This window comes from Bacillus sp. S71 (assembly GCF_016625265.1).
Taxonomy (GTDB): domain Bacteria; phylum Bacillota; class Bacilli; order Bacillales; family Bacillaceae_G; genus Bacillus_A; species Bacillus_A cereus.
In genome coordinates, this window is sequence record NZ_JACVUW010000021.1 from 1 (window position 1) to 15,229 (window position 15,229).

The following is a 15,229-nucleotide window of genomic DNA, read 5'->3' on the forward strand; positions in this document are numbered from 1 at the left end:
CCAATCTTCTTATTACACTCGTCTTTTCTAAATCACTTATAAAGGGGTCATTATCCAATGAAATTTAAAGTATTCTTTTTAACCATTACCATTCAAAAAAATACATTTTCCAAGTCTGAAATGTTTCATGAGCGACAAATTAATCAGGCTATGGATCATGTAAAAGAAAGACAAATTCATTACTGTAGTCATCTGTAATTTCTTATTACACTCGTTTTTTCTAAATCACTTATAAAGGGGCAATTATCTAATGAAATTTAAAGTATTCTTTTTAACCATTACCATTCAAAAAAATAAATTTTCTGAGTCTGAAATGTTTCATGAACGACAAATTAATCAGGCTATAGATCATGTAAAAGAAAGACAAAGTCATTACTGTAGTCATCTGTAATTCCAATTCGAAAGGAGGAATTCACATATGAAGTTTCACCTTTTCTTTTTAACGATTACAATTCAAAAAGAAACAATATCTCAAAATGAATTAAAACAAGAAAGACAATATAAACAAGTTATTGATGAAATTCGAGATCGTAGAAGCAAATACTACACTCACCTTTAATCGTTTAACTATATAGAATTGAAAGGAGTCGATTATGATGTTGATAGCACGCTGTAAGGAAATGATTTGGATAGTTCAGAGGGATTCCACATAGTTTTATAGAGCTTATATCACACAAGTTTATCACTGAATTTGATGTATAAAAAATATATAATAAAATCAAATCAACCCGCTTTTAATTATTTATTTATAAACAAAAGATACACCACTTAAAAAGCGGTGTATCTTTCTCAGGTTTCACTATTTCCGATTACTTCTCTTTGTCTTAAACAATCTCACTAAGTTCGAAACAACAGTTTTTGTTACTGCATAAACTGGTACTGCTAAAATCATTCCGATGATTCCAGCAAAATTACCTACCCCTAAAATTAGGATAATAATTGTTAATGGGTGAATGTTTAATTTCGAGCTCATAATACGCGGTGAAATAATATTACTTTCAAACTGTTGTACAATTGTTACGATAATAATTACGTATAAGGCTTGCATCGGAGATACGAACAGTCCTACAATAACAGCTGGTGCTGCCCCAATAAATGGCCCTAAGTTAGGAATGATGTTTGTAAATGCTGCAATAATTCCTAAAACGAAAGCGTACGGTAAATCGATAATTAAATAACCGATAAAAGTAAACGCACCTACAAATATACAAACGAGTGCTTGCCCTTGAATATATGCAGATAATGTTTCGTTCGTTTCCTTAATGATACGAAGCCCCTCTTCACGGTAAGACTCAGGTAATAAACTTACCGCTTTTCCCGGAAAGGCATGTCCATCTTTAAACATGTAAAATAAAATGAACGGTACAGTAAATACAACTAATGCAACGTTCGTGATAATACCAAATAAAGCCGTTGCACTCGACGTAATTGTATTTGGTATATCTTTTAAGTATTCAATCGCATTTTTTTCAATTGTTTCAATGGAAACGTAGTTTTGTGTAGATAACCATTCAAACAACCTATGATGTGATAATTCTTGTATGTATACTTTCCCCTCTTTTATGTAGCTTGGCATATTTTTTACTAAGTCCATTAGCTGTTGTGAAATCGTAGGAACAACTACTCCAACGCCAACCGCAGTTAATGTTATGATAAAAAGATATAACAGTAATATCGCTAAATTTCTAGGTACTTTTTTATTCTCCAAAAAGATTAATACAGGATTAAATATGAAGTATAAAAAAAGCGCGATTAAGATTGGGAAAAACAATGTTGATATGAAGATACCAATCGGTTGAAATAAAAATGATATTTTTGTGCAAATAAATATGATTCCTACAACCATTAGCACTTCTAATGTCCAAAAGTGCACTTTTGATTTCAAAAAAACGGCCTCCTTTAAACTAGCACTTCTATTCATTGTACCAAAATAAGCATGAATTTCACATAATATTTTCCTTTACAATATTCCAAAATACCGATAAATACACTACAATGAGATTACATACAAATTTGCAGGTAAAGGTGATAAAAATGACACAATGCATCATTTGCAGAAAAGATACGAAAGAACTTAGTGAACAATATGTCATTCCAGAAATATTATGTGGATATTATTTCACAAACTCAATTTGTGATACTTGTCATGAACAAATGACAACAAATATTGATCGTCCTTTAATTAGGCATAAATTGAGTCAATTTAAGATTGAACAAATGAAAAGACAAATTGATTCCCCACTCTATACGAATGAGCACGGTGAGGAACTTGCGGCTGCTGAGACTGATGTTGTCGAAGTAAGCGACGAGATTCTTTATTCTAATGCATTAATTATGAAACTATGTAAAAAGCACGATATTTCCTTACATAATGAAATTTGGAAGGAGGAACGTGTAACGAAAGTAGCGAGTTCTATTCAACGTGAATTACTATTAGATAACCGTAAATATAAAATGAGTGTATTAAAAATGGCTTATACATTCGCTGTACAAACAGTTGATGGCTACTTTGAAGATCAAGATGCAATTGATATTTCTACCATTCTCTCAAATGCAGATTTCGTGGAACTAAAAGAAAAAAGCATTGTACGTGATTTAAGCAAAAGTTCTTTATGGAATACGCTAAATACAAGTAGTGAAAATCATTACTTTATTTTACTTAGCGATAAAGACGGCCTGTTTTGCTTCATTCGTTTGTTTGACATCTTTGATGTTGTCGTTCATTTATCAGAAAAAAGATTTGACCTTCCATCGCCGATTGTCGGTGTAAATAATGTGAATACGCAGAAATTTTATGTCCAAAGTTTAAAACAGTATATGGATGGGCTGTTTAAAGAAAAAGCACCTACAATATAACAGGAACCAGAACATACGGTCTCCTTTCTTGATGAAAAGACACTGTGTTATAATGAGTATGAAAAGAACAATACAATCACATAAACCAATTATAAATTGTATATAAATAAAAAAGACTAGTGTGCGGCTACACACTAGTCCACGTAACTTAGCAGATTGGATTGTTCATTTATCCTATTTGTTTCTTACAAACAAAACAACCCACATTCTATAAGCATAGGTGGGTTGTTATTTTTTGAGCTTGTCTATTAAAACGACGACGAACGTTAACAATGCAACGAGAAACAGTCCACCTTGCAGTAGCAACGCTATTTCACTCACGTATTATCACCCCCCTCCTACTCGGAGAAGTGATAATTGAACAACCAACCGCACCTTAAGTTACCCTTTAATTTTACCATATTTTCTAATAATTTACGATGAAAACCCGCAAGCGAATAACTTGCGGGTTTTTTATCCCGTATTAACAGGCAGTGAACAAAATAAAGCAATAAATATGTGAAACTTTATTTCTCACTATTTTTTTAATGCATATGCATCAGCAATCATTTCACCAACAATTTTATTTTCTTCTTTCTTCTCGTCTTTCAATAATGGGAATAACAATTCTGCGACCTCATACGCTTCTTCTAAATGCGGATATCCTGATAAAACAAACGTATCAATTCCTAACGATTCATATTCTTTTATCCTTTCTGCTACTGTATGTGGATTGCCTACAAGTGCAGTACCTGCCCCACCTCTTACAAGTCCGATTCCAGCCCATAAATTAGGGCTTATCTCTAACGACTCTCTCGTACCTTTATTTAAATGTGTCATCCTCTTTTGACCAACCGAATCATATCTTGCAAATGTCTTTTGAGCAAGCTCAATTGTTTCATTATCCACATATTGAATTAAACGTTCTGCCTCTTCCCACGCTTCTTCTTCTATTTCTCTTACAATTACGTGTAATCTAATGCCAAATCGTACTGTACGCCCCTTCTCTTCTGCAAGTTTTCTTACTTCTTCTATTTTCTCTTTCACTTGCTCTGGTGGCTCTCCCCACGTTAAATATACATCACTATGTTCAGCTGCTACTTCTTTTCCAGCAGCTGATGATCCTCCGAAATATATAGGAGGATATGGTGTTTGAACTGGCGGGAATACAACTTTACTATCTGTAACTTGAATATGTTTTCCTTCTAAAGAGATCGTTTCACCTTGCAATGTCGATTTCCAAACCTTTAAAAATTCATCCGCTGCTTCATATCTTTCATCATGCTCAAGATATAATCCATCTCCTTGTAGTTCAACTGGATCTCCTCCAGCTACTACATTAATAAGTAGTCTCCCATCTGAAATTCTATCAAATGTAGATGCCATCCTCGCTGCAACTGTAGGTGACATTAGTCCTGGTCTCACTGCTACTAAAAATTTTAGTTTTTCTGTTTCAGCAGCAAGAGCTGAAGCTAACACCCAAGGGTCTTCACATCCTTGACCAGTTGGAAGTAAAACACCCGTATATCCTAAATAATCAGCTGCCGCAGCAACTTGCTTATAATAACCATATTCAGCTGCTCTTCCTCGTTTTGTCGTTCCTAAATATCGACCATCTCCATAAGCCGGAATAAACCATAATAATTCCATACCTTTACACACCCCTTATTTATTTTGAAACGTATACTAACAAATTCTATATAAATTACCCCTAATAATTTATATGTTAATTCCCAGTCTCACCTTTAAAATTATCTCGCCATCTTAAAAACTTCACTTCTAGTAAACGTACTAGAGAGTCAGAAAACTTCCCAACAAATGCAAAGATAATTATGCCGACAAATACGATATCTGTATTTGAAAATTGCCTTGCATCCATAATCATATAACCAATACCTTCTGTAGATCCCATAAGTTCTGCTACTACTAAACTCACCCATGCAACACCTAACGATAACCTTGCTCCTAGTAAAAGGTTAGGCAATGCAGATGGTAAAATTAGTTTCGTAATTAGTTTTCTTTTGCTAAACTCTAACACTCTCGCAACATCAAATAACTTTGAATCCACACCTCTAATACCTAAAAATGCGTTTACGTATAAAGGAAAAAATGCACCATCTGCAATTAATAACACTTTCGATGTTTCACCAAAACCGAACCATAATACGAAAAGCGGCGCAACAGCTAAATGAGGTACAGTTCTTAACATTTGCACAGATGGGTCTAAATATTGCTCACTTCTCGTTGAAAATCCAACAATTGTTCCTAAAATGATTCCTAAGCCCCCACCAATAAAGAAACCAGCCGCAGCCCTGAATACACTAATACTTAAATGGCCGAATAACTCTCCTGTTTTAATAAGCTCTTGGAAAGCTAGAAAAATATCTAATGGTGTTGGTAAAACTGTTTTAGAAACAAGACCGAATACGCCAGCCAACTGCCAAATTATTAATATAATAACCGGTATAGTAATCGCCCTTACTAAAACTTTTACATTAAACTTTCGTACCTTCTTTATGCCATTTTTCTTAATCGTTATACTCGCTGGTTTCATAACAGCTTTCGTATTTTCCACTTTACAAAACCTCTTTTCACTTCGCTTTCAATGCTTTTTCTACGAAAGAATTATCTACAACTTTTTCCGTCTTAATTTCTTTCTTTATAGAACCGATCTTATATTGAAAATCCGCTGTCTTTTGTTGTTCTGCTATTATTTCCTTCGTTACCGGAACTAAAATTGGTTTGTCATGATTAAACACTTCTTTTACAATCTCTGCATCTATCTTTTTTACAGAAGTGTACACTTTTATTGCTTCATCTAAGTTAGCCTCTTGCCATACACGTGCTTTCTCATAAACTTTGAGGAATTTCTCAACTAATTCTGGATGTTCTTTCGCAAATTTTGTCCTCGTAATTAAAAATTCTGGTGAAGAGACATTTAATGTTTCACCGTCTGCAATCACCTTCGCACCTTTATTTAACGTATGTAATGATATGAAAGGGTCCCAAATCGCCCATGCATCTACTGATCCTGATTCGAATGCAGGCTGCGCTTCATCTGGTTGTAATTGAATGACATTTACATCTTTTGCATCAATACCTTCTTTATCAAGCGCTCGATATAATAAATTAAAGGCACTACTTCCTTTTGCTACTGCAATTTTTTTACCTTTTAAATCTTTTACACTCGCAATCTTGCTATCTTTTTGAACGAGAATTCCAGTTCCTTTTCTCGCATAACTTGTATTGGCGATTTCGGTAAATCCAATACCTGCTGCTTGCGCTGAAATGACTGGAGAATTCCCTACTTCACCAAAGTCTAACCGGTTTGATGCGATTGCTTCAAAATAAGGAGGTCCACTTTGGAACTCTGTCCATTTCACTTTAACTCCTTCTTTTTTAAACTCCTCTTCAAACCATCCCTTTTTCTTTGCTAGTAATAGCGGGCTTAATCCTTGCTGTATACCAATTTGTATTGTTACATCTTCTTTCTTACTACTTACTGTACTTTTTTCACATCCTAATAAAAATACTGATATAGCTAAAGCAAAAGAAAGAATTTTAAATTTTTTATACATATAAAATCACCCTTTTCCTATATACTTGTTTGAATCAACCCTCCATATTCAAACTGCTGTAATACTTTCGTTCGAAGTTGTTGGAACGATTGAGAAGTTTTATTTCGCGGATAAGGCAAATTATTTTCAATCACTTTATGTATTTTCCCTGGTTTTGCACTCATAATGATGATTCGGTTTGAAAGATATATCGCTTCGTCTATATCATGTGTAACGAATATCATTGTTGTTTTCTTCTGCTCCCAAATATTTAGCAATACTTCTTGTAAATGACTTCGAGTAAAAGCATCCAGCGCTCCAAAAGGTTCATCAAGTAATAATACATTTGGATCTCTTAATAACGCTCTCGCTATCGCAACACGTTGTGACATCCCGCCTGAAATTTCTTTCGGATACGATTTTTCAAAGCCATCTAACCGAACGATTTCAACCCATTCTCTCACCTTATCTTTCACATACTTATCTTTTAACGACAAATCTGCCGCTATATTTTCTTCAACTGTTAACCATGGAAAAAGCCTATGTTCTTGAAAAATAAAACCTTGTTTCTTGCTCGTTTTTAAGATAGGCTCCCCGTCAATAACAACTTCACCTTCAAAATCATTATCTAGACCTGCAACAATTTTTAGTAATGTACTTTTTCCGCACCCACTCGGACCAATTACTGTAACAAAATCCCCTTTCTCTAATTGAAAATTAATATTCTCTAGCACTTGAACCGTACCAGTTTGTTTCAAAAAATATTTTGATACCCCATCAATTGAAACAGTCATTTCTTCCCCTCCTTAAAATGATTCATATAAATGAACAGATTCAGTATTTGTGCAATAAAAAAACCAAAGGCATTTTATCTGTTGATAAAATGCCTTTGGTTTCTCCAATCAGCAATACGTTATGGAATTAAGTACATATTATACAAATATTTCCGATAAGTCAACTAGGTTTTATTAAAACATACATATGATTTGTTTGAACATTTTACTTTTGTTTATTTAAACGATATCGTTTACTTACTATTTTTTCTGATCTTTAATCCACTGTAACCAATAAGAAAACTCACACGCTAAATGCATTTGATGGGATTTAATTAGACTATTAGGACAAAGGGCTGGGAACTCAACAACTAGACTTACTTCTATCCCTGTATCAGTATCTTTAAATTGATGTCGAACTCCACCAATAGTAGTACCATCTTTCATACGTGCAACACCTGTTGATTGGTATTGATAAGATTTATCTCTTGGTGTTTTCAATCCAGTTTCGTCACCAAAAACAATGAAAAATTGAACTGGAAACGGAGAATTACCAGTAGTTTCGATAACCTCTAATTCATTTTCCCCAAAGGGTCTTAGTACATAGTGATCAGGACAAGCAGATAAATTCACTTTGTTATTTTCACGTGATTGTTCAAGCATCAAACTATCAATTCCATGTATAGCTACTTCTGCTGTAATCCCGTCTAAATAAATACTAGTTTTCGAAATTTTTCGTCTATCACCAGATAAAAGAGTACAGATACGCATACCTATTGCACTTAATCTAAGTTTTGATTTCAACTTTTCGTACATTTCATTGTATGTATATCGCAACTTTATTTCCGTTAGCTGTTTTATCATGACGTCTGTATCATTTATTTCAAGCTCTTTATGTCCTAATGTATATAATACTTTTTTTATCCGTTCTCTTTTCCATTTTATAAGTTGCTCTTGTGAGATATTATTTCCATTGATAATAATTTTCATAAACTTTCTCCTTCCTTTTGATTGTATCGTAGTGTAGTTAATACTAAATTAACCATTTCATGTTTTGTATCTAGATTCAATTTTACTTCTGAATGAGCAATACTGCTAAGACCGTATAGAATAAACCCAGAAGCTAATAATGAGTTATCAGTATAAAAAACCCCTATGTTTACTCCCTCTTCAATTACTTGTCTAATTAACGGTTGCATACGTGTGAATAATTTCTGTTCCAGTTGAAAATGTTGTTCCGTCTGAAACGAGCTCACATTTTTATAGGGTGCTAACTTTTCAATAAATGTCCAAAATATATCTAGTGAATCTTTCATCTTTTGCATGACAGACCGTTCATTTGAAACAAGTATTTCTTCAATTAACTCCATATTTTTCACAATACAGTCATTTAAAACTTCATCAACAAAATTCTCTTTAGACTTGAAGTAATAATAAAATAAGCCCGTTGCTACACCTGCATGATTCACAACATCTTTTATGCCAAATCCTTTCATACCATTTTTCATATATAGTTCAAAACCAATATCCATTAACTCTTGGCGTCTTACATCTGGTTCTTTTGATATTCTTTTCATACGTCATCTCCTACAATGTTTTCACCACGACTGAATCTGATTCAATCATAAATGACTGAACTTGATTCAGTCAATATTATTTCATAAATTTTAAATCCATTTAATAACTAAGCAACAAAATTTCTACCAAAAAAAGTAATCTCAAGAAATATGCTACTAACCTTAGATTTATCAAAAAAGTTAGACCATATAACTTGAGACTACTCATTTCCATTCAAAATATTTATGTAATTAAATTTTAGTTCTTCTGCACCCTGGCTGTCTCCAAAACTATTTGTGGAAGCTCTTTTTGAATGATTTCTTTCAGTCCATAAAGAGCTTTCTTCACATAACCACCTTCGAAATTCCCTAATGATTCTGGTAATTCATCCTCATCTAATATGAAGTATTCTCCATTAGGAAGTACCATAATATCGATGATTAAATCTTCGAAGGAAACCACTTCGTCTTTTATTTGTGTATTTTTTACGATATTAAAATAGGAACCTAAATACTTCCCTTTTATATCTCTCCATACGTATAAATTGTACGGACGATCTTTCCAATAATATGCGATTGTATAACTTCCTTTTGGGATTGTTAACTTAGTATCTTTTGCAGTCATTGTAAATGAATACTGCACCTCGTGAAATAAAACGATACTTTGTGATTGCTTTTCAAGTAATAAACAATTGTGATCTACTATTGTTGAGTTATACCGGATTTTTCTTTCTATAATTTCACTTTTCGATGTAAGTAACTTATTCATTATTTTGTTTCCCCTTATACTAGTTCTATCCTCAATTATATCCACTTATCTAACGATAAAGAAGTATATAGTTTTTTATATAATGATTTATACAAGTACACAAGAAAAACTCCTTCTTATTTAGAAAGAGTTTTTCACTATCCATGTTTCATATTTTTTCACTTCTAACGGAAGCTTATTTGTTTTTATGTAACTAACAGCACTATTACTCATGTTTTAACTTTTCCTTAACCGCATCATAAAATTTTCGTTCTTCATCAACATTTAAGTGCACACGACTTACTGTTTTAGAAAATCCATATAACAACTGTGCTTTCACTGGCTCTTTTAATGTTATTTCAAAAGTAGCAGGTTCTTTTATGAACTCCATAACAGTTGCATCCAATACCTGTTTCCCTTCTTTTGCTGTTAGCAATTCATCACCCTTGTAGAACGCAATATTATCAATTTGTGTAAATGGTATAACAATTTTCTTTCCTAATCCAATTTGAATGATTACTTGTTCTTCTGTTACGTTAAGTGGATTTTTACGCATCGCTTGTATTTCAGCTATAAAATAAATCATCGCGTATACATTTAAAATAAGTAAAATCCATGCTATTACTGGATTCCACTGGTGTAGCAAATAATGAAAACCAATACTTTCTATTAAGGTCGCATGGATGATCATGATATATACACCTATTGCACCAGTCTTTTTGTGATATGAGTATACGTATTCACCTTCTGGTACTTTTTCACGCCACGATAAAAATGCATAATAGATTAACTTACACTCCGTTACAATGATATCTATTAATTTATTTCTTTTCATAGTAGCGTCAAACGCAGCATCAATTGCATAAGAAAATGAAGAGTACTCACTTTTATATTCTTTATATTTTTTTATTATGGTAGGAAGCTTTCTAACAATTTTATATAGAAGGAATAACTCTAAACATACAAAAGCAATTTCTCCTGCAACTATAATATAAGAAACGTATGAAAAATCTTGTAAATAGTCACTTGGAATAATAAATCTTGCAAAAATATAACCAGCTATTACAACAGGAACTATATACGTTAACGAGTACCTTTTTCGAATAATGAAGAAATACGTGATGATTGGAATGACAAACATGCAATCTAATAATGACCCAAGTACAACTTCTTTCGGCGCAGCTGGTACTATTGGAAGAGTATACAATAAATAGTTTGATAGCATAATTAAAGAGACGAGTCCAATCCAAATACCTTTTCGCCTTCGCGATAGTGTAACATTCATACGTTCACTCCTTTATTTAAAAACCTCATTTAAGTGGTCTTTATAAAATGAAATGGCACGTTCAAATTCTTTTACTTCCTCTACTTTCACGACAGTTTCAAGTAATAATTTCATCGCTGACTCGTGATCGTTTACGTTATATTTTGCTAATGATAAAAATACTTTCATCGGATCGTTCTCTGGGAATTTTTTCACCCCAGCTTCTAATACTGTAATTGCCTTTTCATATTCCCCTATACAACGATATGTACTTCCTAGACCAATATAAGCACCGCAAAGGGATTCGCCATCAAGTCCATTTGCGATTGCCTGCTCATAATACGGAACTGCTTCTGTTTCTAGCCCCATTACATCATGTATCCACGCACACTGATACAGTACTTCTGCATCCTTTGTAAAGTTTGTTAATCCTATAAGCATCTCTTTAGACTGCGCATATTTCTTTTCGTTTCTAAGTTTAATAGCTTGCTTTAATAAATGTTCCATAGAATCCACTCCTCACCAATTATTCTGTGTATAGCTCTTGATTGATATACGCTTCACATTCGTGTAAAAGTAAAATTCCCACCAATTAAAGTTTCGCTTACTTATTACTATGCGGATTCATTCTTATCTAAAAACTTAATTTTAAAAAGCAGTGACACGATTACATAATACTTCTAAGCTTTTGACAATTTCTTTCGCCGTTTCATCTTTTCCATTACACAACTTCCCTTTACCATCCTGTCCAATTACATAATGTACAGCTCCACGCGAATATAAAGAATGTGGTGAATTTGCAATCATTACATTCGCCCTTGCTTCTTTCATTCTATTTTTCGCTCTTGCAAACAGTTCTTCTTCATTTAAATCACTTTCAAGTTTAAAACCAACAAGTACTGTTTCTGGGTCCCATTCTTTTATTTGTTTTAATACTTTTGGAGCCTTTTGAAAGTGAATAATCGGTGCTATATCACTTGAAATTTTTCCGTCCATATTAAGAACATTACCATCTTGATCACAAATTTTCTCCACAATCCAATCTGATCCAGCCGCTGCCATAATAACCGCATCAACCTTTTCATGTGTGACGATACTTTTCATTTTATCTTGTAAATCAACAATTCCTTCAAATGGATGTAATTCTAACCCTCTATGTACATCGCTCGGTTTCTCCGCAAAATAACCGTGCAAATATATAACATGTGCCCCTTTAGCTATAAGTTCTTCTGCGATTATCCTTCCGATTGTACCTTTAGCCATATTCGTATGCCCGCGTACTTGATCCCATTTTTCTAGACAACCACCGCTCGTAATTAATACCTTTTTCCCCTTCATTGTAACCATCCCTTACTAATTTTTCTTACGAAACCATTCTGTTCCAAAGTCAACTATATCACGCTGTTTCATTAGACGGCACGTTGCATTCCCTATCTTCCCGTTTTTTACAGTTCCTTTTCGCTCAAACTCCACACCAATTTCTACAAACTTCTCAGATTCGTAATCCATTTCAACAAACTCTTTCCACACTCTTTCACCGTTTTCTATAATAGGTGCTCCTACTTGTATTAACTCACATGCACCAGTACGCACCTCGGATAAATGAACAGACGTATTTGAATCATATCCAACACCAATTAATAATACGTACCCGTCTAAATCGTATATTTTTCTTAATGGAGATTCTTCTCCAAAGCTCATTGATAATGAATGGTTCATTGTTATTTCTACTGCATGTTTTCCCCATGCAGCAAAACTTCCTAACGGATGATTACTACGTACTACATTCGGATATGTACGAAAACATTCAACTATTTCACCCATTCCCCTTGTTGGGGTTATACGTGAATCAAATGCAGGGACGTTATCTCGGATAATTTGCCACCAGTCTTCCGGTACAGGTGGTCTTGACCAATGTTTCGGATCAGACAAATCCGAAGATTGCGTTGGCATTATTATCGTTCCTTCTTCCGTAACAACTTTCATTAATGCTTCTACTACAGCAACCGCACCACCAGATATCCATCCGATAGAACTTAGTGATGAATGAACGATAATTGTCATTCCTTTTTCGATTCCTAATGCTTTTAAATCTTTTGTTATTGTTTCGATTGTATTTGGAAATTGTGTGCTTGCTACTATTTCATTCATTTTCATATTGGTTCCCTCACTAGCCACGTAAATTTAAACTTTTATATAAATATATTATCATATTTTTCTTAATTTTTAACTTAATCATATTCATTACTACAAAAATATGTATATGGGTGTACTGAAGCCTCAAAACTCTATTAAAATCGTAGATAATGATGAGCGAGAGTTTTTTCAAATGAAGAAAAATGTAAATCTTATTTTTTCAAGCTATACTCCATATGCATATTTTTATACTATTTTTCCAAATAACAATGAAATCTTTCGATTCCCGTATATTTTTCTCCTAAACTTTTAACTTGAAAACCAATTCTTTTATAAAATTCTACCGCCCCATCATCTGTCTCTGCTTCTATATAAGTCAATTGATATATCCTTACCACTTCTTTAATCATTTGCAGTGCAATTCCTTTTTGACGATAATCTGAATCCACTGCTATATGGCATACTCGTGCTTTAGTTGCTCCGATTACTTCAATACCTATACAAGCTTTTTCTTCATATTTGTACAAAGTCCCTTTATTCATTTGGTAAAATAATACTGCCTTCTTTAAGCTTATTTCATTTGGACCGACGGCATATTGTAGCACATTTAATATTGAATCTTTTTCAATTTGTTCAACACGCTGTAAATTCATATTTTCATCCCTTTCTATGAAAAAAGACTAGCTCTTAATAAAAAGAGCTAATCTCATTACGCCGTTATTTTTTCTTCTTTTTTTACAACGACAGCCACATAACTATGAAGTACCATTCCAATAATAACGAGACTCATACCAATCCAAGATAATGATGACGGAATTGGTGCAGATAACCAGATCAGCTCTCCTACTAGCGCAAATAAAACTTCACCAGACTGCGTCGCTTCCACTGTTGCTAGTTTTTGTGGATCATCTTTCACAAGATCTGTTGCAAAGAAAAATAATATTGTCGCGATTAACCCAGAACTAACTGCTACAATAAAACATTGAAAAACTTGGTTACTTGACGGTAATCCGCCAGTTGATACTTCGTAACCAGATAATAAAAACCAAAATGGTAAACTTGCTAATGTCATACCGAGTACTCGCTGAAATACATCTAATTCCCCTTTACAAACTTGCATCATTTTTCGATTTCCAAGAGGATACGCAAATGCTGCAATAAGTACAGGAACTACACATAAAACGGTTTCACGAATACCTAATGAAGAAGCATGTTCTACTTGCATGAGAACAACACCGAATAAAATAATGCCCGACATAACTAATTCCTTCATCGGAAGTTTTTTATGTAGTGGATCCACCGCAAAAAATGGTGTTAACAAAATCCCTGCAACGATTGTAATTTGCCATGTTGATGCAACGAGCCAACCTGGTCCGAACGCTCCAGCAAAACTAAGCGGTGCATAAAAGAGACCAAATCCAACGATACTCCATACTAACCATTCTTTCGGATTGTTTTTCATATATTGAAAGAGTTGCTTTAAGTTCCCTCTATACATAACAATAAGTAATAGCATTGGAACCATAAAATAATACCGTAATGATGCACTCCAAATCCAGCTTCCACCTTCTAAGTCCATTGCCCGGTTTAAAACAAAAGTAAAGGCAAAGAAAAATGATGCCAGTATCCCTATAACAATTGCTTTCATTGTAAAACCCCTTGTATTTAATTTTTAATCTCTACAACATATATTTTAGTATACGCGATGAAAAATCTACATACAAACTTACATTTCACTTTCCATTCACTTGCAATGAAAAAGATAATAATACATTCATTCATTTATTATACTTAATATAAAAACATTAAACAGAAATAATTTTAAAAATAAGTTACTTCTATGAATGTGATAACACTGAAAATATACAGAGCCTCTATACAATCTATTTTATTTGTACTTTCTTTCGGAGTTGTTTTCCTTCTAATAAGTGTTTTATCTTTAATGGAAGAATTTGATTTACTAGGAATTATTTCAATATTTTTCTCCTTATGGCTACTAAAGTATGCCCTAACCTTATGGAAAACACGTGCAAACGATATAGGTTCCTATTGGGATGATGAAGGAATTGTAGTAGATTTGCATGGGAATAAAGTGTATTGGTATGAAATCAAGGATATTACATACCAAAATTTTCAAGGGTCAAAATCTACCTTAATCTCGACCCATTATACTCACCATGAAAATATACGAATCCGCCATAAAAGATGGCTACCAACTATTGCACATTCAATTTACTGGTTTTCTATTGAAAAACCAAAAGATTATCATAAAAATTTAATGATAGCTTGGGAAGAAAAGCAAACAAATAAAAATAAACGCCTCCTTTAATTATTATTTAGGGGCGTTTGTTCATTCAAAA

20 protein-coding genes are annotated in these 15,229 nt (G+C 33.4%); 5 read left to right on the top strand and 15 right to left on the bottom strand.

Features of this window, described 5'->3' with window-relative positions; genetic code table 11:
- The first annotated feature begins 57 nt into the window (after positions 1–57).
- Genes IBT51_RS25515 through IBT51_RS25525 form a run of 3 tightly spaced genes read left to right on the top strand, consistent with a single transcriptional unit; the run spans position 58 to position 559 of the window.
- The gene (locus IBT51_RS25515) at positions 58–198 is read left to right on the top strand and encodes a YrzI family small protein (RefSeq protein ID WP_200458245.1); all 141 of its coding nucleotides are present in this window, start codon (positions 58–60) and stop codon (positions 196–198) included.
- A gap of 52 nt (positions 199–250) precedes the next feature.
- Positions 251–391, top strand: coding sequence for a YrzI family small protein (locus tag IBT51_RS25520; protein ID WP_000669802.1), 141 nt, complete (start codon positions 251–253; stop codon positions 389–391).
- Between the two features lie 27 nt (positions 392–418).
- Positions 419–559 carry a YrzI family small protein gene (locus IBT51_RS25525; protein WP_000668497.1) on the top strand — a complete coding sequence of 47 codons (141 nt, stop codon included), beginning with the start codon at positions 419–421 and terminating at the stop codon, positions 557–559.
- Between the two features lie 240 nt (positions 560–799).
- Here IBT51_RS25525 and IBT51_RS25530 read toward each other — a convergent pair whose 3' ends face one another.
- Positions 800–1,885 (bottom strand): AI-2E family transporter, encoded by a 1,086-nt coding sequence (locus tag IBT51_RS25530; RefSeq protein WP_000837894.1) that lies wholly within the window; start codon positions 1,883–1,885, stop codon positions 800–802.
- Positions 1,886–2,034: 149 nt separating this feature from the next.
- Here IBT51_RS25530 and IBT51_RS25535 point away from each other — a divergent pair, with 149 nt between their 5' ends.
- Positions 2,035–2,856, top strand: coding sequence for an HNH endonuclease (locus IBT51_RS25535; protein WP_000189715.1), 822 nt, complete (start codon positions 2,035–2,037; stop codon positions 2,854–2,856).
- Between the two features lie 228 nt (positions 2,857–3,084).
- Here the strand turns inward: IBT51_RS25535 and IBT51_RS27160 are convergent, their stop codons facing one another.
- The 14 genes from IBT51_RS27160 to IBT51_RS25600 form a co-directional block, all read right to left on the bottom strand.
- Positions 3,085–3,177 (bottom strand): putative holin-like toxin, encoded by a 93-nt coding sequence (locus tag IBT51_RS27160; protein WP_001289320.1) that lies wholly within the window; start codon positions 3,175–3,177, stop codon positions 3,085–3,087.
- A gap of 195 nt (positions 3,178–3,372) precedes the next feature.
- Positions 3,373–4,485 carry an FMNH2-dependent alkanesulfonate monooxygenase gene (ssuD, locus tag IBT51_RS25540; protein ID WP_000422251.1) on the bottom strand — a complete coding sequence of 371 codons (1,113 nt, stop codon included), beginning with the start codon at positions 4,483–4,485 and terminating at the stop codon, positions 3,373–3,375.
- A 76-nt stretch (positions 4,486–4,561) separates the two neighbouring features.
- Entirely contained in the window at positions 4,562–5,410 is an 849-nt protein-coding gene (locus IBT51_RS25545) for an ABC transporter permease (protein WP_000432133.1), read from the bottom strand.
- Positions 5,411–5,426: 16 nt separating this feature from the next.
- Positions 5,427–6,413 (bottom strand): aliphatic sulfonate ABC transporter substrate-binding protein, encoded by a 987-nt coding sequence (locus IBT51_RS25550; protein ID WP_000276913.1) that lies wholly within the window; start codon positions 6,411–6,413, stop codon positions 5,427–5,429.
- Between the two features lie 17 nt (positions 6,414–6,430).
- Entirely contained in the window at positions 6,431–7,186 is a 756-nt protein-coding gene (locus IBT51_RS25555; protein ID WP_000218582.1) for an ABC transporter ATP-binding protein, read from the bottom strand.
- 240 nt (positions 7,187–7,426) lie between these two features.
- On the bottom strand, positions 7,427–8,155 hold the full coding sequence (locus IBT51_RS25560; protein ID WP_078401536.1) for a hypothetical protein: 729 nt from the start codon (positions 8,153–8,155) through the stop codon (positions 7,427–7,429).
- Entirely contained in the window at positions 8,152–8,742 is a 591-nt protein-coding gene (locus IBT51_RS25565; RefSeq protein ID WP_000822622.1) for a TetR/AcrR family transcriptional regulator, read from the bottom strand. The genes IBT51_RS25560 and IBT51_RS25565 overlap by 4 nt, the downstream gene beginning before the upstream one ends.
- A 238-nt stretch (positions 8,743–8,980) precedes the next feature.
- On the bottom strand, positions 8,981–9,490 hold the full coding sequence (locus IBT51_RS25570) for a ribonuclease FAU-1 family protein (RefSeq protein WP_001037889.1): 510 nt from the start codon (positions 9,488–9,490) through the stop codon (positions 8,981–8,983).
- Between the two features lie 205 nt (positions 9,491–9,695).
- On the bottom strand, positions 9,696–10,754 hold the full coding sequence (locus IBT51_RS25575; protein ID WP_200458244.1) for a hypothetical protein: 1,059 nt from the start codon (positions 10,752–10,754) through the stop codon (positions 9,696–9,698).
- 12 nt (positions 10,755–10,766) lie between these two features.
- A complete protein-coding gene (locus tag IBT51_RS25580; protein WP_000400637.1) occupies positions 10,767–11,240 on the bottom strand; it encodes a tetratricopeptide repeat protein in 474 nt (157 codons plus the stop codon).
- Positions 11,241–11,381: 141 nt separating this feature from the next.
- The gene (locus IBT51_RS25585; protein ID WP_098127898.1) at positions 11,382–12,071 is read right to left on the bottom strand and encodes a phosphopantothenoylcysteine decarboxylase domain-containing protein; all 690 of its coding nucleotides are present in this window, start codon (positions 12,069–12,071) and stop codon (positions 11,382–11,384) included.
- A gap of 15 nt (positions 12,072–12,086) precedes the next feature.
- On the bottom strand, positions 12,087–12,890 hold the full coding sequence (locus IBT51_RS25590; protein ID WP_000783341.1) for an AAC(3) family N-acetyltransferase: 804 nt from the start codon (positions 12,888–12,890) through the stop codon (positions 12,087–12,089).
- Between the two features lie 230 nt (positions 12,891–13,120).
- The gene (locus IBT51_RS25595) at positions 13,121–13,522 is read right to left on the bottom strand and encodes a GNAT family N-acetyltransferase (RefSeq protein ID WP_088024654.1); all 402 of its coding nucleotides are present in this window, start codon (positions 13,520–13,522) and stop codon (positions 13,121–13,123) included.
- Positions 13,523–13,578: 56 nt separating this feature from the next.
- Entirely contained in the window at positions 13,579–14,517 is a 939-nt protein-coding gene (locus tag IBT51_RS25600) for a DMT family transporter (protein WP_053564173.1), read from the bottom strand.
- 294 nt (positions 14,518–14,811) lie between these two features.
- Between IBT51_RS25600 and IBT51_RS25605 the strand changes: the two genes are divergently transcribed.
- Positions 14,812–15,198, top strand: a complete 387-nt coding sequence (locus IBT51_RS25605) for a hypothetical protein (RefSeq protein ID WP_000390805.1) — start codon at positions 14,812–14,814, stop codon at positions 15,196–15,198.
- Positions 15,199–15,229: the final 31 nt, after the last annotated feature.

Excerpts from the sequence above, each read along its gene's own strand:
- IBT51_RS25600 (WP_053564173.1), bottom strand. The coding sequence starts at position 14,517 with ATGAAAGCAATTGTTATAGGGATACTGGCATCATTTTTCTTTGCCTTT.
- IBT51_RS25550 (WP_000276913.1), bottom strand. The coding sequence starts at position 6,413 with ATGTATAAAAAATTTAAAATTCTTTCTTTTGCTTTAGCTATATCAGTA.
- IBT51_RS25565 (WP_000822622.1), bottom strand. The coding sequence starts at position 8,742 with ATGAAAAGAATATCAAAAGAACCAGATGTAAGACGCCAAGAGTTAATG.
- IBT51_RS25525 (WP_000668497.1), top strand. The coding sequence starts at position 419 with ATGAAGTTTCACCTTTTCTTTTTAACGATTACAATTCAAAAAGAAACA.
- IBT51_RS25560 (WP_078401536.1), bottom strand. The coding sequence starts at position 8,155 with ATGAAAATTATTATCAATGGAAATAATATCTCACAAGAGCAACTTATA.
- IBT51_RS25605 (WP_000390805.1), top strand. The coding sequence starts at position 14,812 with ATGGAAGAATTTGATTTACTAGGAATTATTTCAATATTTTTCTCCTTA.
- IBT51_RS25580 (WP_000400637.1), bottom strand. The coding sequence starts at position 11,240 with ATGGAACATTTATTAAAGCAAGCTATTAAACTTAGAAACGAAAAGAAA.
- IBT51_RS25595 (WP_088024654.1), bottom strand. The coding sequence starts at position 13,522 with ATGAATTTACAGCGTGTTGAACAAATTGAAAAAGATTCAATATTAAAT.
- IBT51_RS25570 (WP_001037889.1), bottom strand. The coding sequence starts at position 9,490 with ATGAATAAGTTACTTACATCGAAAAGTGAAATTATAGAAAGAAAAATC.
- IBT51_RS25515 (WP_200458245.1), top strand. The coding sequence starts at position 58 with ATGAAATTTAAAGTATTCTTTTTAACCATTACCATTCAAAAAAATACA.
- IBT51_RS25585 (WP_098127898.1), bottom strand. The coding sequence starts at position 12,071 with ATGAAGGGGAAAAAGGTATTAATTACGAGCGGTGGTTGTCTAGAAAAA.
- IBT51_RS25590 (WP_000783341.1), bottom strand. The coding sequence starts at position 12,890 with ATGAAAATGAATGAAATAGTAGCAAGCACACAATTTCCAAATACAATC.
- IBT51_RS25555 (WP_000218582.1), bottom strand. The coding sequence starts at position 7,186 with ATGACTGTTTCAATTGATGGGGTATCAAAATATTTTTTGAAACAAACT.
- IBT51_RS25535 (WP_000189715.1), top strand. The coding sequence starts at position 2,035 with ATGACACAATGCATCATTTGCAGAAAAGATACGAAAGAACTTAGTGAA.
- IBT51_RS25520 (WP_000669802.1), top strand. The coding sequence starts at position 251 with ATGAAATTTAAAGTATTCTTTTTAACCATTACCATTCAAAAAAATAAA.
- IBT51_RS25575 (WP_200458244.1), bottom strand. The coding sequence starts at position 10,754 with ATGAATGTTACACTATCGCGAAGGCGAAAAGGTATTTGGATTGGACTC.
- ssuD (WP_000422251.1), bottom strand. The coding sequence starts at position 4,485 with ATGGAATTATTATGGTTTATTCCGGCTTATGGAGATGGTCGATATTTA.